21 protein-coding genes are annotated in these 26734 nt (G+C 73.6%); 14 read left to right on the forward strand and 7 right to left on the reverse strand.

Annotated features, from left to right (window positions below):
• Positions 1-153: 153 nt before the first annotated feature.
• Positions 154-2358: an MMPL family transporter gene (locus tag ACGFI9_RS12615; RefSeq protein ID WP_393178081.1), complete on the forward strand. Its 2205-nt coding sequence runs from the start codon at positions 154-156 to the stop codon at positions 2356-2358.
• 122 nt (positions 2359-2480) lie between these two features.
• Here ACGFI9_RS12615 and ACGFI9_RS12620 read toward each other — a convergent pair whose 3' ends face one another.
• Together ACGFI9_RS12620 and ACGFI9_RS12625 are read right to left on the reverse strand one after the other, a co-directional pair.
• Positions 2481-3275, reverse strand: a complete 795-nt coding sequence (locus ACGFI9_RS12620; protein ID WP_393178082.1) for an endo alpha-1,4 polygalactosaminidase — start codon at positions 3273-3275, stop codon at positions 2481-2483.
• A gap of 221 nt (positions 3276-3496) precedes the next feature.
• A complete protein-coding gene (locus tag ACGFI9_RS12625; protein WP_393178083.1) occupies positions 3497-4609 on the reverse strand; it encodes a CAP domain-containing protein in 1113 nt (370 codons plus the stop codon).
• A gap of 371 nt (positions 4610-4980) precedes the next feature.
• Between ACGFI9_RS12625 and ACGFI9_RS12630 the strand changes: the two genes are divergently transcribed.
• The 3 genes from ACGFI9_RS12630 to ACGFI9_RS12640 all read left to right on the forward strand — a co-directional run bounded on the left by ACGFI9_RS12630 (position 4981) and on the right by ACGFI9_RS12640 (position 9705).
• On the forward strand, positions 4981-5175 hold the full coding sequence (locus tag ACGFI9_RS12630) for a hypothetical protein (protein ID WP_393178084.1): 195 nt from the start codon (positions 4981-4983) through the stop codon (positions 5173-5175).
• A 316-nt stretch (positions 5176-5491) separates the two neighbouring features.
• Entirely contained in the window at positions 5492-9091 is a 3600-nt protein-coding gene (gene smc, locus ACGFI9_RS12635) for a chromosome segregation protein SMC (RefSeq protein ID WP_393178085.1), read from the forward strand.
• Positions 9088-9705 carry an HAD family hydrolase gene (locus ACGFI9_RS12640; RefSeq protein WP_393178086.1) on the forward strand — a complete coding sequence of 206 codons (618 nt, stop codon included), beginning with the start codon at positions 9088-9090 and terminating at the stop codon, positions 9703-9705. Before smc ends, ACGFI9_RS12640 begins: the two co-directional genes overlap by 4 nt.
• Positions 9706-9770: 65 nt before the next feature.
• Here the strand turns inward: ACGFI9_RS12640 and ACGFI9_RS12645 are convergent, their stop codons facing one another.
• The 5 genes from ACGFI9_RS12645 to ACGFI9_RS12665 form a co-directional block, all read right to left on the reverse strand.
• The gene (locus ACGFI9_RS12645) at positions 9771-10301 is read right to left on the reverse strand and encodes a DinB family protein (protein WP_393178087.1); all 531 of its coding nucleotides are present in this window, start codon (positions 10299-10301) and stop codon (positions 9771-9773) included.
• Positions 10302-10366: 65 nt separating this feature from the next.
• Complete coding sequence (locus ACGFI9_RS12650; protein ID WP_393178088.1) at positions 10367-10858, reverse strand: universal stress protein; 492 nt, start codon at positions 10856-10858, stop codon at positions 10367-10369.
• A 3-nt stretch (positions 10859-10861) separates the two neighbouring features.
• Positions 10862-12481 (reverse strand): MDR family MFS transporter, encoded by a 1620-nt coding sequence (locus ACGFI9_RS12655; protein WP_393178089.1) that lies wholly within the window; start codon positions 12479-12481, stop codon positions 10862-10864.
• A gap of 121 nt (positions 12482-12602) precedes the next feature.
• The gene (locus ACGFI9_RS12660) at positions 12603-13040 is read right to left on the reverse strand and encodes a MarR family winged helix-turn-helix transcriptional regulator (protein ID WP_393178090.1); all 438 of its coding nucleotides are present in this window, start codon (positions 13038-13040) and stop codon (positions 12603-12605) included.
• 14 nt (positions 13041-13054) lie between these two features.
• The gene (locus ACGFI9_RS12665; protein WP_393178091.1) at positions 13055-14767 is read right to left on the reverse strand and encodes an alkaline phosphatase D family protein; all 1713 of its coding nucleotides are present in this window, start codon (positions 14765-14767) and stop codon (positions 13055-13057) included.
• Between the two features lie 147 nt (positions 14768-14914).
• Between ACGFI9_RS12665 and ftsY the strand changes: the two genes are divergently transcribed.
• From ftsY to ffh, 10 genes are all read left to right on the forward strand, one after another.
• A complete protein-coding gene (gene ftsY / locus ACGFI9_RS12670) occupies positions 14915-16108 on the forward strand; it encodes a signal recognition particle-docking protein FtsY (RefSeq protein ID WP_393178092.1) in 1194 nt (397 codons plus the stop codon).
• A gap of 7 nt (positions 16109-16115) precedes the next feature.
• On the forward strand, positions 16116-16982 hold the full coding sequence (locus ACGFI9_RS12675) for an aminoglycoside phosphotransferase family protein (RefSeq protein WP_393178093.1): 867 nt from the start codon (positions 16116-16118) through the stop codon (positions 16980-16982).
• A 233-nt stretch (positions 16983-17215) separates the two neighbouring features.
• Positions 17216-18610 (forward strand): ammonium transporter, encoded by a 1395-nt coding sequence (locus ACGFI9_RS12680; RefSeq protein ID WP_393178094.1) that lies wholly within the window; start codon positions 17216-17218, stop codon positions 18608-18610.
• Between the two features lie 25 nt (positions 18611-18635).
• A complete protein-coding gene (locus ACGFI9_RS12685) occupies positions 18636-18974 on the forward strand; it encodes a P-II family nitrogen regulator (RefSeq protein ID WP_007456507.1) in 339 nt (112 codons plus the stop codon).
• A gap of 17 nt (positions 18975-18991) precedes the next feature.
• Positions 18992-21283 (forward strand): [protein-PII] uridylyltransferase, encoded by a 2292-nt coding sequence (locus ACGFI9_RS12690; RefSeq protein ID WP_393178095.1) that lies wholly within the window; start codon positions 18992-18994, stop codon positions 21281-21283.
• Positions 21284-21363: 80 nt separating this feature from the next.
• A complete protein-coding gene (locus ACGFI9_RS12695) occupies positions 21364-22266 on the forward strand; it encodes an ABC transporter ATP-binding protein (RefSeq protein ID WP_393178096.1) in 903 nt (300 codons plus the stop codon).
• Positions 22256-23077 (forward strand): ABC transporter permease, encoded by an 822-nt coding sequence (locus ACGFI9_RS12700; RefSeq protein WP_393178097.1) that lies wholly within the window; start codon positions 22256-22258, stop codon positions 23075-23077. Before ACGFI9_RS12695 ends, ACGFI9_RS12700 begins: the two co-directional genes overlap by 11 nt.
• Before the next feature lie 20 nt (positions 23078-23097).
• Entirely contained in the window at positions 23098-24225 is a 1128-nt protein-coding gene (locus tag ACGFI9_RS12705; protein WP_393178098.1) for a sensor histidine kinase, read from the forward strand.
• Between the two features lie 22 nt (positions 24226-24247).
• Complete coding sequence (locus ACGFI9_RS12710) at positions 24248-24904, forward strand: response regulator (protein ID WP_393178099.1); 657 nt, start codon at positions 24248-24250, stop codon at positions 24902-24904.
• Between the two features lie 171 nt (positions 24905-25075).
• Positions 25076-26626 (forward strand): signal recognition particle protein, encoded by a 1551-nt coding sequence (ffh, locus tag ACGFI9_RS12715; RefSeq protein ID WP_393178100.1) that lies wholly within the window; start codon positions 25076-25078, stop codon positions 26624-26626.
• The last annotated feature ends 108 nt before the right edge of the window (positions 26627-26734 follow it).

The raw sequence follows: 26734 nt of genomic DNA on the forward strand, positions 1-26734 counted from the left end.
CGAGCCGGATCGGCCCGGTCGGCCGGGGCCGGACGGATCGGGGACGAGCCGGGGCCGTTCCCCGATGTCCCGGCGTCGCCCGCTGCCTAGCGTCAGCACGGTCGGCAGGGGGCCGACGTGTGGAGGGGGAACCCAGGTATGGGCAGGCGACCGGTGACCGTGCGGTTGGCACGGTGGAGTGCGGAGCACCCGTGGCGGGCCATCGCGTTGTGGATCGTGTTCGTGGCGGTGTGCTTCGTGGGCGGCAACGCCGCGGGCCTGAACGAGGCGACCGACGAGGACCAGGCGATCGGCGAGGTCGGGCGGGCCGAGGTGATCGTCGACAGTGGCGGCTTCCACGAGCCGGCCACGGAGAACGTGCTGATCACGCCCCGGTCCGGGGCGCTCGACCAGGCCGCGGCGAAGGCCGCCGCCGACGATGCCGCGGCGCGGCTGCGGCAGGTCGACGGGGTCGCCTCGGTGGGTACGCCGTTGCCGTCCCGCGACGGGAACGCGCTGCTGCTGCCGATCACCATGTCAGGTGACCCGGAGACCGCCGAGGACCGGGTGCAGCCGCTGCGGGACACCACCGCGAAGGTGCAGGAGGCGCACCCGGCGCTACGGGTCGAGCAGGTCGGCGGGCCGTCGATCAGCCAGGCGCTGAACGACACCCTCGGCAAGGACTTCAAGCGGGCCGAGTTGCTCAGCCTGCCGGTCACCCTGGCCATCCTGATCATCGCGTTCGGCGCGCTGATCGCGGCCGGTGTGCCGGTGTTGCTCGCGCTCTCCTCGGTGGCCGCGGCGATGGGGCTCTCCACCCTCGCCTCGCACCTGGTGCCGGCGACCGACACCACGGCCAGCGTGATCCTGCTGATCGGCATGGCGGTCGGCGTCGACTACTCGCTCTTCTACGTGCGGCGGGAACGCGAGGAACGGGCCAAGGGCCGTGCCGGCCTGGACGCGGTGGAGATCGCGGCGGAGACCTCCGGGCACGCCGTGGTGGTCTCCGGCACCGCCGTGATCATCTCGATGGGCGGGCTGCTGCTGGCCCAGGACGCCATCTTCTCGTCCCTGGCGGTCGGCTCGATCCTGGTGGTGGCCGTCGCCGTGATCGGCTCGCTGACCGTGCTGCCGGCGCTGCTCGCCAAGCTCGGCCGCTGGGTCGACCGGCCCCGGGTGCCGCTGCTGTGGCGGCTCACCGCGCCGCGTACCGGGCGGCACGGGCAGCCGGCCCGGCCCCGGTTCTGGCCGGCCGTGCTGAAGCCCGCGCTGCGCGCGCCGCTGGCCACCCTGGTCGTCTCGGTCGGGCTGCTGCTCGCGCTGGCCGCCCCGGCACTCGGCATGAAGCTGAAGTTCCCCGGCATGGAGGACGTGCCCCGCACCACGGCGGCGATGCAGGCGTACGACCGGCTCACCGCCGCCTTCCCGAGCAACGGCACCAGCCACACCGTGGCGGTACGGGCGCCGGCCGAGCAGGCCGACCGGGTGCACGCCGCGCTGACCGCCCTGGCCGGCCGGGCCGCCACCGACCCGCTCTTCGCGCCGGCCGAGGGGGACGGCCCGAAGATCCAGGTGTCGGCCGACCGCCGGGTGTCCGTGCTGGAGGTGGCCACCCCGTACGCCAGCCGGACCGACGAGGCGGCCCGGTCGCTGCACGAACTCCGCGACGACCTCGTCCCGGCCGCGCTGCGCGGCATCCCCGGCGTCGAGTACGCGGTCGGCGGCGGCGTCGCCGCCAGCGAGGACTACGCGCAGCACGTCTGGGAGAAGCTGCCCCTGGTGGCGGCCTTCGTGCTGGCGCTGACCTTCCTGGTGATGGCGTGGACCTTCCGGTCGGTGGTGGTCGCGTTCACCTCGATCCTGCTGAACCTGCTCTCCGCCGGGGCCGCGTACGGCCTGCTGGTGCTGGTCTTCCAGGGCGGCTGGGCGGAGGATCTGCTCGGCTTCACCTCGATCGGCGCGATCGTCACCTGGCTGCCGCTATTCCTCTTCGTGGTGCTCTTCGGGCTCTCCATGGACTACCACGTCTTCGTGGTGAGCCGGATCCGTGAGGGCGTGCGCTCCGGCCTGTCGAACCGGGAGGCCGTCTCGTACGGGATCACCTCGTCGGCGGGCGTGGTGACCAGCGCGGCGATCGTCATGGTGGGCGTCTTCTCGATCTTCGCGACGCTCAGCACGATCGACATGAAGCAGCTCGGCATCGGGCTGGCCGCGGCGATCCTGCTGGACGCCACGATCATCCGGGCCGTGGTGCTGCCCTCGCTGATGACCCTGCTGGGCGACGCGAACTGGTGGGCCCCGCGCTTCCTGCGCGGTCGCGCCGCCACTCCGCCGACCGAGCCGCCCGCGCCCACGCCGGAGCTGGTCGGCGCCCGCTGACCCAGCCGTCCCACCGGAGGGCCGGACCGCGTGCCGCGGCCCGGCCCTCCGCGCTGTCCCGCCCGACCTCGGCGTGCCGCGCCCGAGCCGCGCCAGGCATCACGGCAGCCCGACCGAGCGGGTCAGGGGAGGGGGCAGGGGTCGCGCCAGGCGTCGAGGGTGCGGTCCTTGAGGATGGAGGCGAAGCCGTAGCCGACCGTGGTGACGCAGAAGGCGGCCGGGTCGCCGGTGTACTCGACGTGGAAGACCGGCTTGTGCGCGTCGGCGAAGGGCAGCAGCTTGGCGCACTCCCGGCGGCGTACGCACTCCTGGTTGACCGCGAAGTCGAAGTCCGGGGCCAGCGCGGCCACCTGCGGCACGTCGTCGATCAGCCCTGGGGAGAGGTCGAGGGAGCGGGCGAGCCGGGCCACCCGCCGGTTGAACAGCAGTTGGTCGTCGAAGGAGAGCGGGAAGCCGGAGCGGTGCAGGTAGGCGTCGGCGTCGTCGAGCGCCACCGCGCCGAAGCCCTTGCCCCGGCAGAGCCGGAACCGGTCGGCGAGCACCGGCCCGATCACGTCCCACCGGCGTACGTCCAGCCAGCGGCTGCCCGGCCGGCCGACCACCGGCGTGCCGCGGATGTCCGCCGGAAACCGGTCGGCGTCCGGGTCGGTGGTCGCGTACGACCCGACGTGCACCTGGCAGACCAGCCGGCGGTCCCGGGCGCGCAGCGCGGTGGTCTCGGTGGACGTGGTGCGGACCGGGTCGAGCAGGAAGACGTCCGCGTCGGCGGTGACGTCCAGCGGGCCGGCGAGCTGCCACTGCCACTGCCAGTGCCGGGCGAGCGCCTTCGGCCACGGGGTGGGCGCCCCGGGCGGGACGATCGGCTCGCGGCATCCCGGCAGCGGGCCGAGCAGGAGCATGGTCAGCAGTGCCGCCACGCCCCGGCTCGGCCCGCACCGTGGGACGCGGGCCGACCGGGGGAGCGGTACGGCCCACGTCGGCCGGATCCGCATCGACAGCTCCCGGGTCGCGGGCGGCTCCTCGCCGCCCCCCAACCGGTACGCCGAGCGGTCCGGCACGCCGGCCCCGACCGGCACGCGCCGGCCGGGCCGGCGTACCTCAACCGGTCAAACGAGCGCGGGGCCGGTCACGACGCGGATCAGCGCGGGGTGCCGAAGTCCTGCGTCCAGTACGGCCCGTTGCTCCGCGCCACGCCGACGCCGATCTCGGTGAACGAGCAGTTCAGGATGTTGGCCCGGTGGCCGGGGCTGTTCATCCAGGCGTCCATGACCGCGGCCGGCGTCTGCTGGTTCCAGGCGACGTTCTCGCCGTACGCCCGCCACGCGTAGCCGACCCGGTCGAGGCGGTCGCCGACGTCGCTGCCGTCGCTGCCGTCGTGCGACATGGTCTTGTGGTCGGCCTGGTCCTGGCTGTGCCGCTGGGCGGCCAGCATCAGCTTGTCGTCGATGGCCAGCGCCTTGCAGCCGGCCTTCGCCCGCTCCTTGTTGACCAGGTCGACGACCTGCTGGAGCTCGGCGGTGATCCCGGCTGAGGTGGCGGTCCGGGCGGTGCTGCTCGGCGCGGTGCTGCGCTGCAACTGCCGGGACGGGGCGGTGGTCCGGCTGGGCTTCGGGGTGGCGGTCCGGGTCGGGCTGGGCCGGAGGCTGCTCGGCGAGGTGCTGGGGGAGGGCGCGGCGAGGGCGTCGCCGGGCGCGGCGCCGGTGCTGCCCGGGGCGGCCGGGGCGGCGGCGATCGCGCCGTCGGCCGACGTCGGCTCGGCCTGCTCGTCACTGCTCGGCAGCATCACGGCACCCACTCCGAGGCTCACCACGAGGGTCGCCGCGGCGGCGGCCCCACCGATCACCAGGGGCCGGGGGAAGCGGCGCTTCTGCCGGTGCCGGCCCCCCTCCCCGGCCGGCTCGGCGGCGGCCGGACGCCAGGTGGTGGCCGGCTGCTCCCCGGTGCCCCGCTCGTACGGGTCGACCGGCGGGTACGCGGCGGTGTGGTCGACGGCCGGGACGTACCCGGTCCGGTCGGCGTGCGGCGGGTGGTCGGTGGGGGCGTTCCGCCACGGAGAATCCCCGGCGTCGGCGTGCCAGACGCCGGTCGGGGCGTCGGCCCAGTCCGCACCGGGCTGCTCCGGCTCGTCGCCGAACAGGTAGGACGACCGCGGCTCGGGCCGGTCGGTGAGCCAGGCCGGTCCCTCGTCGGTCGGTGGCTCGGGGCGTCTTGGAACGCCTTCCGGTTCGCTCGGGTCGGTCCAGCGGTACACGCCTGTCCCCTCCACGGGTCGGTTGCGGGCCGGGGTGACGCTACGGGTGCCCCGTGAACTGCGGCAACCTGGCTAAGAGAGAGTTAAGGGGAACCCGACACCGAGGGTGAGGCGTTCACACATTTCCGGGCGTACAGTTATCTCGTCCGGACAGAGCGTGTCCGCGCCTTACGGCAGCCCCCCGGCGAGTGGACAGGCCGACGCAAAGATGATCTACGGCCTGCGAGAACTTGACGAAGGAGGGGTGTACGGCTCAATATATAGGTGTCGCCAGTCGCGCCCAGTCATGCCCGGATTTCGCGGGATGACAGCCGCGAACCAATGGGCGCGCGTTGGCCGGCCTTTCCGGCAGCGCATATCAAGGAGTCAGCATGGCGAAGGCCCTCTACGGCCACGTAGGTGCAGCGCCCGACCGGCGTCTGCTCGACGAGGTCACCCGACTGCGTGCCAGGGTCCAGGCACTGGAGTTCGAGATCACACGTCTGCGCGCCGACAACGATCGGCTGGCGGCGGCTGCGGCGGAGACCGACGACCTCCTCCGGCTGGCCGAGCCCGCACTGACCTGATCTCCGGTCCTCGGGAAAAACTGAATAGCACCACACGAAATCGCGCGCCGACACCGCAGTGCCGGCGCGCAGCTTTGTGTACCGCATTTATGTTTTCCGGGCCCGCTCTTCCGATCTTGGTCGGCCCATCCGAAATTGCTGGCCGGCATTATGATCTTGCACTTTCCGACCGGTGACCGGAGCGGCGGGAAACCGGACACTCCCGGCGTGGGGTGGGTCGCGTAGCAGCGTGTTCCCGGCCACGGGTTAGTCTGCGGGTTCACCAGGTCCGCGCAGCCGGCGACGGTACGGCGGCCACCGGACGAGGATCGAGAAGGTGCATCTCAAGAGCCTGACGGTGAAGGGCTTCAAGTCCTTCGCCTCCGCGACGACGCTGAAGCTGGAGCCCGGGATCACCTGCGTGGTCGGCCCGAACGGCTCCGGCAAGTCCAACGTCGTGGACGCCATCGCCTGGGTGCTCGGCGAGCAGGGCGCCAAGGCGCTGCGCGGCGGCAAGATGGAGGACGTCATCTTCGCCGGCACGGCCGGGCGGGCGCCGCTGGGCCGGGCCGAGGTCACCCTCACCATCGACAACACCGACGGCGCGCTGCCGATCGAGTACACCGAGGTCTCCATCACCCGCCGGATGTTCCGCTCCGGCGAGAGCGAGTACGAGATCAACGGTGACTCCTGCCGCCTGCTCGACATCCAGGAGCTGCTGTCGGACTCCGGCATCGGCCGGGAGATGCACATCATCGTCGGGCAGGGCCGGCTCGACGGGATGCTGCACGCCAAGCCGGAGGACCGGCGGGCGTTCATCGAGGAGGCGGCCGGCGTCCTCAAGCACCGCAAGCGCAAGGAGAAGGCGCTGCGGAAGCTCGACGCGATGCAGACCAACCTCAACCGGCTCACCGACCTCACCGCGGAACTGCGCCGCCAGCTCAAGCCGCTGGGCCGGCAGGCCGAGGTGGCCCGCCGGGCCGCCGCCATCCAGGCCAACCTGCGCGACGCCCGGCTGCGCCTGCTCGCCGACGACCTGCACACCCTGCGTACCACGTTGGACAAGGAGATCGCCGACGAGACGGCGGTGCGCGAGCGGCGCGAGCAGATCGAGGCGGAACACACCGAGGTGCAGGCCCGCCTGGGCGAGCTGGAGGCGGCCCTCGCCGAGGACGCCCCGCTGCTCGCCGCCGCGCAGGACACCTGGTACAAGCTCTCCGCGCTCCAGGAGCGGTTCCGCTCCATCGAGCAGCTCGCCCGGGAACGGCTGCGCCACCTCAGCGCCACCCCAGACGACGAGCGCCCCGGCCGCGACCCCGACCAGCTCGAGGCCGAGTCCCGGCGGGTCCGCGAGCAGGAGGAGGAGCTGCGCGCGGCGCTCACCGAGGACCAGATCCGGCTCGCCGAGGCGGTCGAGCACCGGCAGGAACTGGAACGGCAGCTCGCCGCCGCCGAGCGGGAGTTGGTCGCCGCCGCCAAGGCCATCGCCGACCGGCGCGAGGGGCTGGCCCGGCTGACCGGGCAGGTCAACTCGGCCCGGGCCCGTACCACCAGCGCCGGCGAGGAGATCGAACGGCTCGCCGCCGCGCACGCCGACGCCCTCGCCCGCGCCGAGAAGGCCCAGGCGGAGCTCGACGCGGTCGCCGAGCAGTCCACCGAGGCGGACCGGGACAACGCCGACCTGGACGCCCGGCACGCCGAGGCCGTCGCCGTCCACGAACAGGCGCAGGCCGCCGTCCGCAGCCTGTCCGACGCCGAGCGCACCGCCGAGAAGGACGCGGCCACCTGGAAGGCCCGGGAGGAGGCGCTCGCCCTCGGCCTGCGCCGCAAGGACGGCGCCGGGGCCCTGCTGGCCCGCGCCGACCAGGTGCCCGGCCTGCTCGGCAGCCTTTCCGGCCTGCTCACCGTCGCCCCCGGCCACGAAGCGGCCCTCGCGGCCGCGCTCGGCGGGCTCGCCGACGCGGTCGCGGTCAGCGGCGTGGACGAGGCCGTGGAGGCGATGCGGCTGCTGAAGATCTCCGACGCGGGCCGGGCCGGCCTGCTGGTCGGCAGCCCCGCCGGACCCGGGATGGACGGCCCGGCCGACGCGCTGCGCCCGAAGCTGCCCGACGGCGCCCGGTGGGCGCCCGACCTGGTGGAGTGTGCCGCCGAGATCCGCCCGGCCGTGCACCGGGCGCTGCGCGACGTGGTCCTGGTCGACGACCTCTCCGCCGCGGCCGATCTGGTCGCCGGCAAGCCGGAGCTGCGCGCGGTCACCCCGGACGGCGACGTGGTCGGGGCGTACGCGGCGGCCGGCGGGTCGGCCAAGGCGCCCAGCTTCATCGAGGTGCAGGCGGCCGTCGAGGAGGCCCGGGCCAACCGGGCCGCCGCCGAGCGGACCAGCGCCGAACTGCGCGAGCAACTGGTCGAGGCGCGCGCCGAGGTGGCCGCCGCGAAGGAGGCCGTGCAGCACGCCGCCGCGGCGAAGCGGGAGGCGGAGAGCCACCGCAACGCCGCCGCCCGACGGCTGGCCGAGCTGGGCGCGGCTGCCCGGTCCGCGAAGGCGGAGACCGACCGGCTGGGCGAGTCCCGGGCCCGCGCCGAGGCGGCCCGGGAACGCGACCTGCAGGCCCTCGCCGAGCTGGAGGAGCGGTTGCGGCTGGCCGAGGCCACCCCGCTCGACGCCGAACCGTCCACCGAGGAGCGCGACCAGCTCGCCGCGATGGTGCCGCAGGCCCGGCAGAACGAGATGGAGGTCCGGCTCGCGGTGCGTACCGCCGAGGAGCGGGTCTCCTCGATCGCCGGCCGGGCCGACTCGCTGGCGCGGCAGGCCAACGCCGAGCGGGCCGCGCGGGAGCGCGCCGCCGCCCGGCGCGCGGCCCGCACCCGGGGCGCGGAGATCGCCCGGGCCGTGGTCGGCGGCGCCCGCGAGGCGCTGACCCGGCTCGGCGTCTCGATCGCCCGGGCCGAGGAGCACCGGGACGAGGTCGCCCGCGAGCGCGCCGCCCGTGAGGCCGAGCTGTCCGAGGTACGCGGCGCGGCCAAGCGGCTCGGCGCCGAGCTGGAACGGCTGACCAGCCAGGTGCACCGGGACGAGGTGGCCCGCGCCGAGCAGCGGCTGCGCATCGAGCAGCTGGAGGCCAAGGCCGCCGAGGACTTCGGCCTCGACGTGGAGACGCTGGTCGCCGAGTACGGCCCGGACCAGCTCGTCCCGCCCACCCAGGCCGATGTCGCGCTGGCGGAGAAGGAAGGCCGGCCGGTGCCCGAGCCGGTCCGCTACGAGCGCCCGGTGCAGGAGAAGCGGGCCGCGAAGGCGGAACGGGAGCTGGCCCTGCTCGGCAAGGTCAACCCGCTCGCCCTCGAGGAGTTCGCCGCGCTGGAGGAGCGTTACAAGTTCCTCTCCGAGCAGCTGGAGGACCTCAAGGCGACCCGGCGGGACCTGCTCACCGTCGTCAAGGACGTGGACGACCGGATCCTGGAGGTCTTCGCCAGCGCGTTCGAGGACACCGCCCGGGAGTTCGAGCAGGTGTTCACCGTGCTCTTCCCCGGCGGCGAGGGACGCCTCGTGCTCACCGACCCGGAGGACCTGCTGACCACCGGCGTCGAGGTGGAGGCCCGGCCACCGGGCAAGAAGATCAAGCGGCTGTCCCTGCTCTCCGGCGGCGAGCGGTCGCTGACCGCGGTGGCCATGCTGGTGGCGATCTTCCGCGCCCGGCCCAGTCCGTTCTACATCATGGACGAGGTGGAGGCGGCTCTCGACGACGTCAACCTCGGCCGCCTGATCACGCTGCTGGCGCAGCTGCGGGAGAAGAGCCAGCTGATCGTGATCACCCACCAGAAGCGGACCATGGAGATCGCCGACGCGCTGTACGGCGTGACCATGCGCAGCGGGGTCACCCAGGTGATCAGCCAACGGCTCAACCGGGCCGACGACGACGGGCAGGAGACGAACGAGTGAGTCGGGAACGCGCCACGGCGCTCCTGGTGGACTTCGACGGCGTGCTGCGCCGCTGGGACCCGGCGGTGGCCGCCGGCGTCGAGCGGGAGTACGGGCTCACCGAGGGCGTCCTCAGCGAGATCGCGATGTCCTGGGGGCTGCTCCAGCCGGTGCTCACCGGCCAGGTCAGCCACGCCCAGTGGATGACCAGCGTGGCCGAGGCGCTCACCCCGTCGGTGGGTGCCGAGCGGGCCCGCGCCGCGGTCGGGAAGTGGCAGCGCTACCGGGGCGAGGTCGACCCGGAGGTGCTCGGGTTCGTCCGCCAGGTGCGGGAGGCGGGCGTACGGGTGGGGCTGGGCACCAACGCCACCGACCAGCTCGACGCCGACCTGGCCACGCTCGGCCTCACCGACGAGTTCGACGCGGTGGTGAACTCCTCGGTGGTCGGGGTGAACAAGCCGGCGAAGGAGTACTTCCAGGCGGCCTGCGAGGCGCTGGAGACCCCGCCGTCGCGGGTGCTCTTCGTCGACGACGAGGACCGGGCCGTGGCCGGCGCCCGGGTGGCCGGGCTCTCCGCGCACCGCTGGACCGGCCCGAACGACCTGCGTTACCTGCGCGCCGCGCTGGCGTACTGAGCTGCGCCGCGCCGAGGTGGCGGTGTTCCGCGGGCCGGGATCCCGCCACCTCGCCGACGTGCCGGTCAGTCCCCGGTGACCCCGTCGATCCGCTCGCGGATCAGGTCGGCGTGGCCGTTGTGCCGGGCGTACTCCTCGATCATGTGGACGTAGACCCAACGCAGGTTCATCTCGTCCGTGCTGCCGTCCCGGCGGGGACGCGGGAACGTGTGGTCCAGCGGCAGGCCGGCGACCGCCCGGTCGGCCGCCTCGACCTCGGCCCGGTAGGTGGCGAAGGCCTCCTCCGGGTCGGCCTCGGCGATGGCGTTCAGGTCGGCGTCGGGGTCCTCGTCGCCGTCGTACAGGCCGGGGATGTCCTCGCCGGCGGACCGGATCCGGAACCACCAGCGCTCCACGTCGGCCAGGTGCCGGACCAGGCCGAGCAGGGTCAGCCCGGACGGCTCCACGCTGGCGGTCCGGAGCTGCTCGGCGGTCAGGCCGGCGCACTTGTGCAGCAGGGTGTCGCGGTGGTAGTCGAGCCAGCCCTGGAGCATGGTGCGCTCGTCGGCGACGTACGGCTCGTGTCGGCGGTCGATCTCGGGTGCTGTCCACGTCATCCCGAGGATGTTAGGAGGGGCCCCGGCACAACGCGACGCGTTAACAAGGGGCCCTTCCTTGCGTCTCAGGGCACCACCACGACCGGCCAGCGGCCGGTGCGCACCAGCCGGGTCGCGACCGAGCCCACCAGCTTGTGGCCGGCCTGCTCGGACGACCCCACCACGACCAGGTCCGCGCGGTGCTCGTCGGCCGCCTTGCACAGCTCGGCGTACGCGTCGCCGCGCCGGCACAGGAAGGTGACCGGCAGGCCCAGCTCCTCGGCCCCGCGCCGGCACTCCTCACGCAGCTCGGTGGCCAGCTCGTCATGGGTCTGCTGGACCGCCCCGGCCACCACGCCGGACATGATCCCGGCGTACGGGGCAGGTGAGCTGACGAAGACCACCACCAGCCCGGCGCCTTGCCGGCGGGCCAGGCCCGCCGCGTACGAGCCGGCCCGCAGCGAGGTGCGGCTGCCGTCCACGCCGACCAGCACCACCCGGGGCCCGTCCGTGCCGCGTTCGAACGGCAGCGGACGGTGCTCCGGCCCGTACTCCTCACGCTCGACTGAGGCGCTCATGGGTCAGTCCCCGGCTCCGGTGCGTACCACCGGGGCACCGGCGCCCGCGGCGACGGTCGACTCCCGGTCGACCTCGGCGGAGATCGCGTCGCCGGTGTGCCGGCGCAGCGGCACCTCCTTGATGAAGACGACCGCGATCAGGGCGATCAGCCCGAACGGGGCGGCGGCCAGGAAGATGTCCCCGGCCCCGTGCCCGTACGCGGCCTCCACGACGGCCCGGATCGGGGCGGGCAGGGTGTGCACGTCGGGCAGCGTACCGCCGCTGCCGGAGCTGGACGCCTTGATGCCCAGTCCGGCCAGCCCCTCGGCGAGGTAGTCCTTGACCTTGTGGCCGAGCACCGCGCCGAGGGCGCTCACGCCGATCGCGCCGCCGAGGCTGCGGAAGAAGGCGACCACCGAGCTGGCCGCGCCGAGCTCGTGCGTGGCGACGGTGTTCTGCACGGCCAGGACCAGGTTCTGCATGGTCATGCCAAGCCCGAGGCCGATCAGCGCCATGAAGATGGCGATCCGCCAGTACGGGGTGTCCGCGCGCAGCGTGCCCATGGTGGCGAAGCCTGCGGTGAGCAGGATCGAGCCGGCGACCAGGTACCGCTTCCAGCGGCCGGTGTTGGTGATGATCCGGCCGACCACCGTGGAGGCCACCAGCAGGCCCAGGATCATCGGCAGGGTCATCAGGCCGGACATGGTCGGGCTCTCGCCGCGGCTGATCTGGAAGTACTGGCCGAGGAAGACCGAGGCGCCGAACATGCCCACGCCGACCGCGATGCTGGCGACCACGGCGAGGGTGATGGTGCGGCTGCGGAACAGGCGCGGCGGGATCATCGGCTCGCCGGCCCGCTGCTCCACCCGGATGGCGAGCGCGCCGAGCAGCAGCGCCCCGGCCACCATGACGGCGCTCTGCCAGGAGATCCAGTCGTACTTGTCGCCGGCCAGGGTGATCCAGATCAGCAGCAGCGAGACGGCCGCGGTGATCAGGGTGGCACCCCACCAGTCGATCTTCACCGAGCGCTTCACCACCGGCAGGTGCAGGGTCTTCTGGAGCACCACCAGGGCGAGGATGGCGAACGGCACGCCGACGTAGAAGCACCAGCGCCAGCCGAGCCAGTCGGTGTCGACGATGACGCCACCGATCAGCGGGCCGCCGATGGTGCCGAGCGCCATCACCGCGCCGAGGTAGCCGCTGTAGCGGCCGCGCTCGCGCGGGGCGATCATCGTCGCCATGATCACCTGGGCCAGGGCGGTCAGGCCGCCCGCGCCGACGCCCTGGACCACCCGGCAGGCGATGAGCTGCCCGGTGGACTGGGAGATCCCGGCCAGCACCGAGCCCAGCACGAAGATCGCGAGGGCGAGCTGGACCAGGATCTTCTTGCTGGTCAGGTCGGCGAGCTTGCCCCAGATCGGGGTGGTCGCGGTGGTCGCCAGCAGCGTCGAGGTGACCACCCAGGTGTACGCGGACTGGCCGCCGTGCAGCTCGGTGATGATCCGCGGCAGCGCGTTGGAGACGACCGTGGAGGAGAGGATCGCGACGAACATGCCCAGCAGCAGGCCGGAGAGCGCCTCCAGGATCTGCCGGTGGGTCATGCCGACGGCGGTCGCCCGGGTGGGCGCTGTCGCCTGGGTCATCGTGGAGTGCCTCCGGACATGTCGGGAGAAAAGGTTGTCTCCGGCAACCGTAAGGCTTGGTTGCCTCAAGCAACAACCGCGCGTGGCGCAGGTCTTATTCCTCCGGCCCGGGCGCGGCGCGTCAGAAAGTCTCGTTGAACTTGTGCATCAGCCGGGCGAAGTCCTCGACGTCCTGTTTCGGCCAGCTTTCGAGGGTTCGCCGGATCTGCCCGAGCCGGGCCGCCCGGGCCGTGTCGAACCGCCGGGTGCCCTCCTCGGTCAGGCTGAGCTGGGCGGCCCGCCGGTCGGTCGGGTCCGGGTCCCGGCGGACCAGGCCCAGCGACTCCAGGCCGTTGATCTGCCGGCTCAGGGTGCCCTTGCCGATGCCGAGCTTGGCCGCCAGGTCGGTCAGCCGGATCGAGCCGGACCGGCGCAGCCAGAGCAGCAACCCGTACGCGTTCGGCTCGAGGTTGGGATGCACCTCCCGGGCGATCTCCCAGGAGAGCGCGCGCCCGCGGCGCAGCAGCGCGGTCAGCTCGTGCTCCACCGCGCGCAGGCTCTCCGGCAGGTGATCGTCCACGCAGGAAAGGGTACTCACGGCTCGTCGCTGAGCCGCTGCCGCGCCACGGTGCGCAGGTGGCCGTCGCTGGTCGTGCCCTCGATCAGCACCTCCGCCGCACGGCCCCGGTGGGTCAGCGTGGCGATGGCGTTGCCGAAGTACGGCCCGGCCAGCTTCCTCCAGCGCACGGAGGGCCGGCGTACCCCGGCGGAGCGGGCCAGGGCCCGGGTGGCGGCGGCCGGCCCCGGATTCCAGCCGAGCCGCATCAGCGGACGCATCGCGGCCGGCACCTGGTTGTGGATCGGCGAGCAGGTGAGCTGGTGCACCGGGGTGTGGACACTCCGGTCGGCGAACCGGGCCCGGGCCACGTACGAGTGGTGCACGTCCCCGGAGAGCACGCTGATCGACGCCGGGGCCGCGTACGCCGGACCCGCGCCGACCCGGGCCCCCGGCCCGGCCGCGCCGCCGCTGCCCAGCCGGGCGAAGAGCTCGCCGAGGGCGTCGAACGAGCGCCGGAACGACGCCCAGTGCTCCAGGTCCAGCGCCCGCCGGAGCCGCTCGGAGACCTTCGCCGCCCAGGGCCGGCGGGAATCGGCCAGCCGCTCGTTCCACGCCTCGACGTGGTGGATGCCGGGCGGCAGCAGCCAGGGCAGCGAGGCGCCGACGACGAGGTGGTCGTAGACGCCGTGCGCCCGGTCCAGGAACCAGGACCACTCACCCGGCGGCAGCATCGCCCGGTTGCCCGACTCCAGCACCCGGCTGGACCGGTTGTCCAGCATCACCAGCCGGGTCCGCCCCAGGTCCAGGGCGTAGCTCCACTGGTACTGCACGGCCCGCCAGCGCTCGGTGTCGTGCGCGACGTCGGCCTCCCGGTCCACCCGCTCGCCGAACTCGTGCAGCACGCCGGTGGCGTCCTCGGCGGCCATCACCTTGGCGTACACCGGGTCGGCGGCGATCTCGTCCGGCGCGAGGTTGCCCAGGTGCTGGTAGACCCAGTACGAGGCGAGCCCGCTGCGGATCCGCTCGGCCCACCACGGCTGCCGGCGCATGTCCGCCCGCCAGGACGCCGAGGTGTTCCAGTCGTCGATGATCTCGTGGTCGTCGAAGATCATCACGCTCGGCACGGTGGAGAGCAGCCAGCGGATCTCCGGGTCGCGCCAGGACTCCAGGTAGAGCTTGGTGTACTCGTCGTAGCTGACCACCTGGGTCGCCGGGGCCGCCGTGGGCCGGCGCCGGCGCCGCCGCAGCAGCCGGCGCACGGTCGGCGAGGTGACGTCGGCGTAGACCTGGTCGCCGAGGAGCACCAGCAGGTCGGGCCGGGCGGCGGGGTCCGGGTCGGCCATCAGCCGCCGGGCGTACGCGTCCAGCGCGTCCGGGGGCAGCTTGCGGGCCGTGGCGTGCTGGGTGGTCTCCCGGCACGAGCCGAAGATCAGGCTGACCGGCTGCTCCCGGTCGTCCGCCGCGCGGGTCCGGATCACGCTGGCCGGGAAGCCGCTCTCCGGCACCGGCCAGGCGACCTCGTCGTCGATCAGCACCTCGTAGCTGGTGGTGCTGTCCGGGGTCAGCCCCTCCACCACCACGATCGCGTAGTGGTGGTCGTACGCCGAGAAGGTGGGCGAGCTGCCCCGGGCGCCGCCGGCCGTGCGGACGGTGACCTGCGCGGGGGCGCTGGTCTCCACCCAGACGGTCGCCCGCGTGCCGACGACCCGCCGTAGCAACGGACCGATGAGCAGGCGGGAACTGGGCACGGCGTACCTCCGACGAAGATCGTTCAATCTTCCCCTACCCGGCCGGCGGTTGCGGCACGCCTACCAGCCGCGAGCGTACCCGCAGCTTGTTCGCGTGCCGAGGCGGTGAGTGGGACGCCGTCGCCGCCATCTGACAGGATTTCGGGCATGAAGGAATACCTCCTCGTCGTACTCGCCCTGCTCGGCGTGCTGATCATCGGCGGCCTCAGCCTCGTGGTGCCCCGGCTGCGCCGGCGCCCCGAGCCGCCGCTGCCGAAGACGGAGGTCGAGACCCGGGCCGAGGAGGACCTGGCCGGTCCGCCGGTCGAGGCCCCGGAGGCCGACCTGTCCACCGGCGTCCTGGTCGAGCCGCCGCCGGTGGTCGAGGCGCCGCCGCTGCCCACCATCGAGGTCCCCGAGCCGACCGCCGGCCGGCTGGTCCGGCTGCGCTCCCGGCTGTCCCGCTCGCAGAACGTCTTCGGCAAGGGCCTGCTCGGCCTGCTCAGCCGGGACCGGCTGGACGAGGACACCTGGGAGGAGATCGAGGACAGCCTGATCACCGCCGACGTCGGCATCGACGCCACCCGGGAGATCGTCGACCGGCTCCGCGAGCGGACCCGGGTGCTCGGCACCCGTACCGCGGGTGAGCTGCGCGCGCTGCTCGCCGCCGAGCTGGTCAACGCCCTCGACCCGACCCTGGACCGGTCGCTGCGGACCGCCCCGAAGGAGGGCGTGCCGGCCGTGGTGCTGGTCGTCGGGGTCAACGGCGCCGGTAAGACCACCACCTGCGGCAAGATCGCCCGGGTGCTGATCGCCGACGGGCGGACCGTGCTGCTCGGCGCGGCCGACACCTTCCGGGCTGCCGCCGCCGACCAGCTGGAGACCTGGGGCGGCCGGGTCGGCGCGGAGACCGTCCGCGGGCCCGAGGCCGCCGACCCGGCCAGCGTCGCCTTCGACGCGGTCAAGCGGGGCATCGACACCAGGGTCGACACCGTGCTGGTCGACACCGCCGGCCGCCTGCAGAACAAGGTCGGCCTCATGGACGAGCTGGGCAAGGTCAAGCGGGTGGTGGAGAAGCACGGCCCGATCGACGAGACCCTGCTGATCCTGGACGCCACGACCGGCCAGAACGGGTTGGAGCAGGCCCGGGTCTTCACCGAGGTGGTCAACGTGACCGGCGTGGCGCTGACCAAGCTCGACGGCACCGCCAAGGGCGGCATCGTGATCGCCGTGCAGCGCAAGCTCGGCATCCCGGTCAAGCTGGTCGGCCTGGGCGAGGGCCCGGACGACCTGGCCCCGTTCGACCCGGCGCAGTTCGTCGACGCGTTGCTCGGCACCGAGCCGCTCGCCCGGGACGCGTAGCCTCGACGTGACGACTGACGATCGCGCCTACCCGCAGTGGCGCGACCCCAGCCACCACCTGGCGCCACGCCTCGGGAGACCGTACGTGACTTCGCAGGAGATCCCGCTGCACGGCGGGAACGTGAGCACCGTGGTCCGGGTCGGGGACACCGTCCGGCGCAACGCCGGTCCCTGGACCCCGTCCGTGCACGCCCTGCTGCGCCACCTGGAGTACGTCGGCTTCACCGGCGCCCCCCGCGCCCTCGGCATGGACGAGCGGAACCGGGAGGTGCTGTCGTACCTGGAGGGGGAGTGCGGGGAGTACCCACTGGCCCCGCACTGGGTCACCGACGAGGCGCTGGTCACCGTGGCGACCATGCTGCGGATGTTCCACGACGCCCAGTACGGCTTCACCCCGCCGCCGGGGGCGGTCTGGCGCTCGTTCGGCCCGCCCCCGCCGGACACCGAGGTGATCTGCCACCACGACGCCGCCCCGCACAACGTGATCTGGCGGCCGGACGGCACCCTCGGGCTGATCGACTTCGACCTGGCCTCGCCCGGCGCCCGGATCTACGACGTGGCGTACGCGGCCTGGACCTGGGTGCCGATCTTCTCCGACCGGGACTCCATCACCCTTGGCTGGAAGCGCCCCGACCGGCCGCGCCGGCTGCGGCTCTTCGCCGACGCGTACGGGCTCATCCCGCGCGACCGGCACCGGCTGATCCGGACCATCCGCAAGCGGATCGTCGACCACGTCGAGGGCATCCGCCGGATGGCCGCGGCCGGCGAGCCGGCGTTCGTCCGGATCGTGCACAAGGGCCACCTCCGGCGGCCGATGCGTGACCTGCGGCTGCTCGACTACGAGCGGCACGCCCTGGAGTACGCGCTCCGCTGACCCGCCCATCGGGGTGGAAGAGTGGCCGGTTCCTCGTCGGAACGGCCACTCTTTCCGTTTTCCTCCCGCATGATCGGCGTACTTCACACGCCGGAAACAACCCGTCACGTGTCGGAAATCGAGCGGTGTCGGTGAAGGAAACAGCCGCCGAGCAAGCTTCCGCGCAACCGGCTGACGGGCGACGCTGCCATGACTCAGTCGGAGGGAGGACATCCACACCGAGAGGAGGCAGCGTGGAGATCAACACCGGCAACACCGCCTGGTTGCTCCTGTCGTCTGCGCTCGTGCTGCTCATGACGCCGGGTCTCGCCCTGTTCTACGGTGGCCTGAACCGGTCCAAGGGCGTACTCAACATGATGATGATGAGCTTCAGCGCCATCGGGCTCATCTCCGTTCTTTGGGTCATCTACGGCTTCACCCTGGCGTTCGGCACCAACGACAGCGCCGGGCTCAACAACGTGATCGGCAGCTTCACCCAGTACCTCGGGACCGAGACCAAGTTCATCGGTGAGGAGTGGCTCTTCCTCGGCGCGGGCACCGGCATCCCGACGTACGTCTTCATGGTCTTCCAGATGATGTTCGCCATCATCACGGTGGCCCTGATCAGCGGCGCGGTGTCCGACCGGTTGAAGTTCTCCGGTTGGCTGCTCTTCGCCTTCGCCTGGTTCACCCTGGTCTACGTGCCGGTCGCGCACTGGGTCTGGGGTGGCGGCTTCATCGGTGCCAAGATCAAGGCGCTGGACTTCGCCGGTGGTACCGCGGTCCACATCAACGCCGGTGCCGCCGGTCTCGGCCTCGCGCTGGTCCTCGGCAAGCGCATCGGCTGGCCCAAGGAGAGCTTCAAGCCGCACAACGTGCCGCTGGTCGCCCTCGGCGCCGGCCTGCTCTGGTTCGGCTGGTTCGGCTTCAACGCCGGGTCCGAGCTGACCGTGGACAGCACCACCGCCGTCGCCTTCGTCAACACCCAGGTCGCCACCGCCGCCGGCCTGGTCGGCTGGGCCATCGTGGAGTGGCTGCGCAGCGGCAAGCCGACCCTGGTCGGCGCCTCGTCCGGCGCGGTCGCCGGCCTGGTCGCCATCACCCCCGCCTGCGGCTTCATCGCCCCCATCCCGTCGGTGCTGCTCGGCCTGGTGGCCGGCGCGGTCTGCGCGGTCGCGGTCAGCCTGAAGTACCGGCTGGGCTTCGACGACTCGCTCGACGTGGTCGGCGTGCACTTCGTCGCCGGCTGGATCGGCTCGCTCTCCATCGGCCTGTTCGCCACCCTCCAGGTCAACTCGGCGATCGAGGGCCTGGGTGGCAGCGAGGGCCTGTTCTACGGTGGTGGCCTCACCCAGCTCGGCCGCCAGGCGCTGGGCAGCGGCATCGTCTCGGTCTACTCCTTCGGGGTGGCCGCGCTGATCGCTCTGGCCGTCAAGGCCCTGATCGGGCTCCGCTCCGACGCCGAGGACGAGGTCGCCGGCATCGACGTGGCCGAGCACGCGGAGAGCGCGTACGACCTGTCGCCCACCACGGGCAGCAGCAGCGGCGCGTTCGCGATGGCCGGGATCGGCGCCGCCAAGCCGGCCCCGGAACCGGCCGCGGGGGCGGACGAGCCCGCCGAGTCGGTCAGCGAGAAGGTCGCCGGTTAACGTTCCAGAGATGGAGGGGTTGGACATGAAGCTGGTGACCGCGGTCATCAAGCCGTACCAGCTGGACGCGGTGAAGGAGGCCCTGCACGCCCTCGGCGTGGCCGGCCTGACCGTCAGCGAGGTCCAGGGCTACGGCCGGCAGAAGGGGCACACCGAGGTCTACCGGGGTGCCGAGTACACGGTCGAGTTCCTGCCCAAGATCCGGGTCGAGGTGCTCACCGACGAGATCGACGTCGAGAAGATCGTCGACGCCATCGTGGGCGCCGCCCGTACCGGCAAGATCGGCGACGGCAAGGTCTGGGTGACCGGCGTCGAGGAGGTCGTCCGGGTCCGCACCGGCGAGCGCGGCCTCGACGCCCTCTGACGCCGGACCCGACCGACGTGACCTCGTTGACCACGACGCCCGGCCCCGCCGGGGACGACGCGCTCGTGGTCAACGAGGTCGTCGGCGTCCCCGGGGGGATCGGCGCCGAGGCCCGGGCCCGCCGGGCCGACGCGCTCGACGCCTGGCTCCGGTCGATCTTCCCGCCCCGGGACGGGATCGCCCTGGTCGCCGTCGGCGGGCTCGGCCGCCGGCAGTGCGCGCCGTACGGGGACCTCGACCTGGTGCTGCTGCACGCCGGGGTGCCCGGCATCGACGAACTTGCCGCCTCGCTCTGGTATCCGATCTGGGACGCCGGGCTGCGGCTGGACCACTCCGTGCGTACCGTCGCCGAGGCGCTCTCCGTCGCCCAGGACGACGTCAAGGTGGCCCTCGGCCTGCTCGACGCCCGCCACGTGGCCGGCGACCGGGCCCTGGCCGACCAGCTCAGTCACACCGCCACCGACCATTGGCGGCGCACCGCCGTCCGGCAGCTGCCGAGGCTGCGGGAGATCACGGCCGCCCGCTGGGAGACCCACGGCGAACTGGCCTTCCTGCTCGAAGGGGACCTCAAGGAGGCCGCCGGCGGCCTGCGGGACGTCGGCATCCTGCGGGCCATCGCCACCGCCGGGGTCACCGACGCGCTCCGTCCCGCCGTGCACGCCGCCCACCGGCGGCTGCTGGACACCCGGGACGCCCTGCACCAGCAGGTCGGCCGCCGGGTCGACCGGCTCGTCGCCCAGGAACGCGACGGCGTCGCCGCGCTGCTCGGGCTGCGCGCGTCCGATGTCGGCGACGAGACCGGTGACGGGGACGCGCTGCTGCGCCGGGTCGCCGGGGACGCCCGGACCGTCAGCCACGCCCTCGACGACGCGTGGCGGGCCGCCGACCGGCTCCGCTCGGGCCGCCGCCGCGGCGGTGACGGCCGGCCGCTGCGCCGCCCGGTCGCCCGGGACGTCGTGGAACACGACGGCGAGCTGGTGCTCGCCCGCACCGCCATCGGCGCCCGCCCCGACCCGAGCCTGTCGCTGCGGGTCGCCGCCGCCGCGGCCACCACCCGGCTGCCCATCGCCCGGGCCACCTGCGAGTGGCTGGCCGCGTACTGCCCGCCGCTGCCCGCGCCCTGGCCGCCGCCCGCCCGGGCCGCGCTGATCACCCTCCTCGGCGCCGGTCCCGGCCTGGTGCCCGCCTGGGAGACCTGCGACCGGTACGGCCTGATCGACGGCTGGCTGCCCGAGTGGACCCGGCTGCGCAGCCTGCCCCAGCACAACCCGGTGCACCGGTTCACCCTCGACCGGCACCTGGTGCAGACCGCGTACGAGGCCAGCCGGCACACCCGAGAGGTGGACCGGCCGGACCTGCTGCTGCTCGGCGCCCTCCTGCACGACATCGGCAAGGGACTCCCCGGGGATCACAGCAGCGTCGGCGCGCCGCTCGCGGCGGCGGTGGCCGCCCGGATCGGGCTGCCGGCGGCCGAGGCGACGCTGATCGGCACCCTGGTCCGGCTACACCTGCTGCTGCCGGACGTGGCCACCCGGCGTGACCTGTCCGACCCGAAGACCGTCGCCGCAGTGGCCGAGCAGGTCGTCGACACCACCACCCTGGAGCTGCTGCACGCCCTGGTCCGGGCCGACGCCGCCGCCACCGGGCCGGCCGCCTGGTCGGACTGGAAGGGGCGGCTGGTCGCCGAACTGGTCGCCCGGGTGCGGACCGCGCTGGACACCGGCGAGCTGCCCGCCCCGCCGGCCCCCGACCCGGCGCTGGTCACGGGGCCGCTGCCGGTCGTACACGTGGGAGAGGACCGGGTGTCGGTGGCCGCCGCCGATCGGCGGGGCCTGCTCGCGACGGTCGCCGGCTGCCTGGCCCTGCACCGGCTGGAGGTGGTCTCCGCGGACGCCTCCACCGTCGACGGCCGGGCCCTGGTCGAGTGCCGGGTGCAGCCCCGCTACGGGCTGGCGCCCGACCCGATCGCGCTCACCGCCGACCTGCGCCGCGCGGTCACCGGCGACGTCTCGGTCACCCAGCGGCTGCGCGGCCGGGCGCTCGCCGCCCGCGGCCAGGGTGCCGCGCCCCGGGTGGTCTGGCACCGGGAGGCGGCCACCGACGCGGTGCTGCTGGAACTGCGCGCCGCCGACGCGGCCGGGCTGCTGTACCGGGTCGCCTGCGCCCTCGACGAGGCCGGCGCGCAGGTCCGGGCGGCCCGGATCTCCACCCTCGGCGGCGACGTGGTGGACGCCTTCTACCTGGTCGGCGGCTGGCCCCCCGCCGCGGATCGCGACCGCATGGAGGCCGCCGTGCTGGCCGCCGTCTGAGCCGGCTACGTCCGGTGACGTAGCCGGGGAGCCGCTGCCGGGCCGACGTGCGAACCCGTGCCCGGCGGGACCCTCGGAGCATGAACCTGCCAGTGCAGACCGAAGGGCTCACGAAACGGTACGGCGGGCTGACCGCCGTGCAGGACCTCAACCTCACCGTCCGGGCCGGGGAGGTGTACGGCTTCCTCGGCCCGAACGGCGCCGGGAAGACCACCACCCTGCGCATGCTGCTCGGGCTGGTCCGTCCCACCGGCGGCACGGTCCGGCTGCTCGGCCGCCCGCCCGGCGCCGGCCGGCTGACCGGCGTCGGCGCGTTGATCGAGGGGCCGGCCTTCTACCCGTACCTCTCCGGTCGGGACAACCTGCGGGTGCTGGCCCGCTACGCCGGGGTCGGCGCCGACCGGGTGGCGCTGGTGCTCGACCTGGTGGATCTCACCGACCGGGCCGGCGACCGGTACGCCGGCTACTCGTTGGGCATGAAGCAGCGGCTCGGGGTCGCCGCCGCCCTGCTGAAGGACCCGCGCCTGCTGATCCTGGACGAGCCGACCAACGGCCTCGACCCGGCCGGCATGGCGGACATGCGCACGCTGATCCGCCGGCTCGGCGCGGGCGGGTGCACCGTGCTGGTCTCCAGCCACCTGCTCGGCGAGGTCGAGCAGATCTGCGACCGGGTCGGGGTGATCTCCCGGGGGCGGCTGATCGCCGAGGGGACCGTCGCCGAGCTGCGCGGCACGGCCGGACTGCGGGTGCTCGCCGACCCGCTGGACGAGGCCGCGGCGCGGACCCGGGAGCTGGTCGGCGCGGACCGCGTCCGGGTGGTCGACGGCGGGCTGGAGCTGGCGGTGACGCCCGACCGGGCCGCCTGGCTCAACGCCGAACTCGTCGGCGCCGGGGTCGCCGTCCGTGAGCTGCGCCCCCGGGAACGGGACCTGGAACAGGTCTTCTTCGACCTCATCGAGAAGGGAACGGCCGATGTCGCGTAGCTTCCGCGCCGAGACGATCAAGCTGGTCCGCCGGCCGGCCAGCTGGCTGCTGCTGGCCATCGCGGTGGCCCTCGCGCTGATCTTCACCTATTTGTTCCCGTACGCCAGCATCGCCGGCGGCACCGACGGGCCGAACGACGACCGGACCCTGCCCATGCTCCTCCCCGACCACCTGGTCGGGAACTCGCTCGGCGGGCTGCCCGTCTTCCTCGGTTCGATCGTGCTGATCCTCGGCGTGCTCACCGTCGGCGGTGAGTACGGCTGGGCCACCTGGAAGACCGTGCTCACCCAGGGCCCGTCCCGGCTGGAGGTGTACGCCGGGAAGCTGCTCGCCCTCGCCGCCGCCGCGCTGGCCGTGGTGCTCGCCATCTTCGGGGTCGGGGCGGTCGCCAGCGTGCTCATCGCGGCCGCCGAGTCCCAGCCGGTGCACTGGCCCGCCCTGGGCAACCTGCTCACCGGCATCGGGGCGGGGTGGCTCATCGCGACGATGTGGGCGATGCTCGGAGCCGTGCTCGCCGTCGCCCTCCGTGCGGTGGCCCTGCCGGTCGGGCTGGGCCTGGTGTGGATGCTCGCGGTGCAGAACCTGCTCGCCGCGATCGCCGCGCCCCTGCTCGACTGGGTGGCACAGGTGCAGAAGGGGCTGCCCGGCCCGAACGCCGGGTCGCTGGCCGCCGCGCTCGGCGCGCCCGGGGACACCCCCGGCGTCGCGTCGACCGTCGGCGGCGGGCAGGCGGCGGTGGTCGTCGCGGCGTACCTGATCGTGTTCGCGGCGGTCGGCGCGGCGCTGCTGCGGCGGCGGGACATCGGCTGAGCCGGGTGGGGGAGGCACGCGTGGCGCGGGACCGGACCGGGTGGAGCGGCGTCGCCCTCGACGCCGCCCTCGCCCTGGCGCTGCTCGCGATCGGGCTGGTCGGCACCGCGCCGGCCGGGCTCAACGAGGGGGTGCCGACCGGCCGGGCCACGTACCCGCTGGTCGCGGTCGCCGCGCTGGCCCTCGCGGTGCGCCGGCGCTGGCCGCCGGCCACCCTGGCGGTGGTCACCGCGGCGGTCACCGCGTACCTGGTGCTCGGCTACCCGTACGGGCCGATCCTGCTCTCCTTCCTGGTCGCGGTCTACACGGTCGCCGCGTACCGGCCGGTGCGGACCGCGGCGGTGGCCGGGGGTGCCGCGCTGGTGGCGGTGCTGGCACACGTGCTCGTCGGCACGCGCTCGCCCGGCCTGCTCGGCCTGATGCCGGCGGCCGCGTGGGTGGTGGTGCCGTTCGCGATCGGCACCACCGTCCGGCTGGTCCGGGAGAACGCGGCGCGCACCCGGGTCGACGAGGCCCGCCGGCTGGCCGACGCGGAGCGGCTGCGGGTCGCCCGGGAGGTGCACGACGTGGTCGGGCACGGCCTCGCCGCCATCCACATGCAGGCCGAGATCGCCCTGCACCTGCTCGCCCGCAAGCCGGAGCAGGCCGAGGCGGCGCTCACCGCGATCAGCCGCACCAGCAAGGAGGCCCTGGACGAGCTGCGGGTCACGCTGACCGTGGTACGCCGGGACGAGGCGGCCGACGAACGGGCCCCCGCCCCCGGGCTCGCCCAGCTCCCGCAGCTGCGCGAGCGGCTGGCCGGCGCCGGGGTCCCGGTCACCGTCGAGGTGGACGGGGAACCGCGCGCGCTCCCGGTGGCGGTGGACCTGGCCGCGTACCGGGTGGCGCAGGAGGCGCTGACCAACGTGCTGCGCCACGCCGGCCCGGCCACCGCCACCGTCCGGATCCGGTACGCGCCCGCCGAGGTCACCGTCGAGGTCACCGACACCGGCCGCGGGGCCGCCGCCGGTCCCGCCCGGACCGGCGGCTTCGGCCTGGCCGGCATGCGGGAGCGGGTCACCGCGCTGGGCGGGTCGTTCGCCGCCGGCCCCGTCCCGGGCGGCGGTTTCCGCGTGTCCGCCACACTGCCGCTGGAGCGTGTTCCATGAGGCTCGCCGCCGAGGAGGTCACATGATCCGGGTGCTGCTCGCGGACGACCAGGACCTGGTCCGGATCGGGCTGCGTGCCCTGGTGGAGAGCGAGGACGACCTCGCGGTGGTGGGGGAGGCGGCCGACGGGCTGCACGCCGTCGAGTTGGCCCGCCGGGAACGCCCCGACGTGGTGCTGATGGACGTCCGGATGCCCGGCGTGGACGGCATCGAGGCGACCCGGCGGATCGTCGCCGACCCGCAGCTGAGCGCCACCCGGGTTGTCGTGCTGACCACCTTCGAGCTGGACGAGTACGTCTTCGACGCGCTCCGGCACGGCGCCAGCGGCTTCCTGACCAAGGACACCCGCCCGGCCGAGCTGCTGCGGGCGATCCGGCTGGTCGCCGAGGGGGAGGCGCTGCTGTCGCCCTCGGTGACCCGGCGGGTGGTCCGGGAGTTCGCCACCCGGCCGGCCCGGGTGCCCCGGCCGCATCCCCGGCTCGCCACCCTCACCGACCGGGAACGGGAGGTGGTCGGGCTGGTCGGCGAGGGGCTGAGCAACGCCGAGATCGCCGAGCGGCTGGTGGTGAGCCCGGCCACGGCGCGTACCCACGTCAGCCGGGCGATGGTCAAGCTGGGCGCCCGGGACCGCGCGCAACTGGTCGTCTTCGCGTACCAGTCGGGCCTGGTGGCGTCCTGACCGTCCGGCCGGGCGGCGCTGCCGGGGAATGCCGCTGACCATCGGTGATCTCGCGGCGGGGGTCGGGCCGGTGGGAAGCAGCGCGAGAGCGGGACCGTTACCCTTGCGGGTAGCCGGCCGTGTGCGTGCCGGCCGATCGTGCCCGCCGAAAACGACAAACGGGATGTTCGTGTGTTTGACACCTTGAGTGACCGCCTCTCCGGGATCTTCACCAAGCTCCGCGGCAAGGGTCGGCTCACCGACGCCGACATCGACGCCACCGCGCGCGAGATCCGCATGGCGCTGCTGGAGGCCGACGTCGCCCTGCCGGTGGTCAAGGGCTTCATCGCGAACGTCAAGGAGCGGGCCCGCAGCGCAGAGGTCTCCCAGGCGCTCAACCCGGCCCAGCAGATCATCAAGATCGTCAACGAGGAGCTGATCAACGTCCTCGGTGGCGAGGGGCGGCGGCTCCAGTACGCCAAGCACCCGCCCACCGTGATCATGCTGGCCGGTCTCCAGGGTTCCGGTAAGACCACCCTCGCCGGCAAGCTGGCCCGCTGGCTCAAGGCCCAGGGGCACCAGCCGATGCTGGTCGCCGCCGACCTCCAGCGCCCGAACGCCGTCGGGCAGCTCCAGGTGCTCGGTGGCCGGGCCGGCGTCGAGGTGTACGCCCCGGCGCCCGGCAACGGCGTCGGCGACCCGGTCCAGGTGGCACGGGACTCGATCGAGCACGCCAAGCGGGTCGGCCGGGACATCGTGATCGTCGACACCGCCGGTCGGCTCGGTATCGACGCCGAGATGATGCAGCAGGCCGCGGACATCCGCGACGCCGTCCAGCCCGACGAGGTCATCTTCGTCATCGACGCGATGGTGGGTCAGGACGCGGTCCGCACCGCCGAGGCGTTCCGGGACGGCGTCGGCATCACCGGCGTGGTCCTCTCCAAGCTCGACGGCGACGCCCGCGGTGGTGCCGCGCTGTCGGTCCGGGAGGTCACCGGGCAGCCGATCCTCTTCGCCTCCACCGGTGAGAAGCTGGAGGACTTCGACGTCTTCCACCCCGACCGGATGGCCAGCCGGATCCTCGGCATGGGCGACGTCCTCACTCTGATCGAGCAGGCCGAGGCGGCCTTCGACGCCGATCAGAAGGAGAAGATGACCGCCAAGCTGATGGGCGGCGAGACCTTCACCCTGGAGGACTTCCTCGACCAGCTCATCGCGGTCCGGCGGATGGGCCCGATCGCCAACGTGCTGGCCATGATGCCCGGCATGGGGCAGATGAAGGACCAGCTCGCCGAGCTGGACGACAAGCACTTCGACCGGGTCACCGCGATCATCCGGTCGATGACCCCGACCGAGCGCACCAACCCGAAGATCATCAACGGCTCCCGGCGGGCCCGCATCGCCAACGGTTCGGGCGTCACCGTGATGGACGTCAACCAGCTGCTCAACCGCTTCGCCGACGCGCAGAAGATGATGAAGCAGATGGGCGGCATGATGGGGCTGCCCGGCGGTGGACGGCGCAAGGCGACCAAGTCGCCGAAGAACAAGCGCAAGGGCACCAAGGGTGGCGGCCGGCCGCGTACCGGCGCCGGCGTGCCGGGCGGCTTCCCGGGCGGCATGCCGCAGCTTCCGCCGGGGCTGGACCCGGGCGACCTGGCCGGCGGCCAGGGCCTGCCGCCCGGCTTCAAGCTCCCGAAGATCGACTTCAACAAGCTCGGCAAGGGCGACAACCGCCCCCGCTGACCGCGTACCGTACGGCCCCGCCACCGCTGCCGGTGGCGGGGCCGTCGTCGTTCGCCGGGCGGCTCCGGACGGTCCCTGATGTGCCCGCGCCCGACGAGCAGGGCGGGG

The organism is Micromonospora sp. NPDC048930 (assembly GCF_043197935.1).
In the GTDB taxonomy this organism is placed as follows: domain Bacteria; phylum Actinomycetota; class Actinomycetes; order Mycobacteriales; family Micromonosporaceae; genus Micromonospora.